This is a genomic window from Pseudomonas sp. 51_B, assembly GCF_017491595.1.
GTDB classification, from domain to species: Bacteria; Pseudomonadota; Gammaproteobacteria; order Pseudomonadales; family Pseudomonadaceae; genus Aquipseudomonas; species Aquipseudomonas promysalinigenes.
On the sequence record NZ_JAFGYW010000058.1, the window covers coordinates 1 to 1,317 of the forward strand.

Here is a 1,317-nt window from a genome sequence, read left to right on the forward strand (position 1 = left end):
TTTGTAACCCATCGGAAAACTCCTGCTTTAGCAAGATTTTCCCTGTATTGCTGAAATGTGATTTCTCTTGATTTCAACCTATCATAGGACGTTTCTATAAGATGCGTGTTTCTTGAGAATTTAACATTTACAACCTTTTTAAGTCCTTTTATTAACACGGTGTTATCGTTTTCTAACACGATGTGAATATTATCTGTGGCTAGATAGTAAATATAATGTGAGACGTTGTGACGTTTTAGTTCAGAATAAAACAATTCACAGTCTAAATCTTTTCGCACTTGATCGAATATTTCTTTAAAAATGGCAACCTGAGCCATTGGTAAAACCTTCCATGTGATACGAGGGCGCGTAGTTTGCATTATCGTTTTTATCGTTTCAATCTGGTCTGACCTCCTTGTGTTTTGTTGATGATTTATGTCAAATATTAGGAATGTTTTCACTTAATAGTATTGGTTGCGTAACAAAGTGCGGTCCTGCTGGCATTCTGGAGGGAAATACAACCGACAGATGTATGTAAGGCCAACGTGCTCAAATCTTCATACAGAAAGATTTGAAGTAATATTTTAACCGCTAGATGAAGAGCAAGCGCATGGAGCGACAAAATGAATAAAGAACAATCTGCTGATGATCCCTCCGTGGATCTGATTCGTGTAAAAAATATGCTTAATAGCACCATTTCTATGAGTTACCCTGATGTTGTAATTGCATGTATAGAACATAAGGTGTCTCTGGAAGCATTCAGAGCAATTGAGGCAGCGTTGGTGAAGCACGATAATAATATGAAGGATTATTCCCTGGTGGTTGACTGATCACCATAACTGCTAATCATTCAAACTATTTAGTCTGTGACAGAGCCAACACGCAGTCTGTCACTGTCAGGAAAGTGGTAAAACTGCAACTCAATTACTGCAATGCCCTCGTAATTAAGTGAATTTACAATATCGTCCTGTTCGGAGGGAAGAACGCGGGATGTTCATTCTTCATCACTTTTAATTGATGTATATGCTCTCTTTTCTGACGTTAGTCTCCGACGGCAGGCTTCAATGACCCAGGCTGAGAAATTCCCGGACCCTTTTTGCTCAAGAGCGATGTTAATTTGTTCAATCATTTGGTTAGGAAAGCGGATGTTGCGGGTTGTTGTTCTGCGGGTTCTGTTCTTCGTTGACATGAGGTTGCCCCGTATTCAGTGTCGCTGATTTGTATTGTCTGAAGTTGTTTTTACGTTAAGTTGATGCAGATCAATTAATACGATACCTGCGTCATAATTGATTATTTGACGTGGTTTGATGGCCTCCACGCACGTTGTGATATGTCTGT

Annotated in this window: 3 protein-coding genes; 1 reads left to right on the forward strand and 2 read right to left on the reverse strand. The window is 39.3% G+C overall.

What is annotated here, in order from left to right; all coding sequences use genetic code 11:
• On the reverse strand, window positions 1–317 hold a 317-nt coding region (locus tag J5M56_RS23550; RefSeq protein ID WP_134637269.1), incomplete at its 3' end, for a DUF1398 family protein.
• Between the two features lie 285 nt (window positions 318–602).
• Here J5M56_RS23550 and ybcW point away from each other — a divergent pair.
• The gene (ybcW, locus tag J5M56_RS23555; protein ID WP_001031427.1) at window positions 603–809 is read left to right on the forward strand and encodes a protein YbcW; all 207 of its coding nucleotides are present in this window, start codon (window positions 603–605) and stop codon (window positions 807–809) included.
• Window positions 810–973: 164 nt separating this feature from the next.
• Here ybcW and J5M56_RS23560 read toward each other — a convergent pair whose 3' ends face one another.
• Window positions 974–1,168: a YlcI/YnfO family protein gene (locus tag J5M56_RS23560; RefSeq protein ID WP_001421937.1), complete on the reverse strand. Its 195-nt coding sequence runs from the start codon at window positions 1,166–1,168 to the stop codon at window positions 974–976.
• Between the last annotated feature and the right edge of the window lie 149 nt (window positions 1,169–1,317).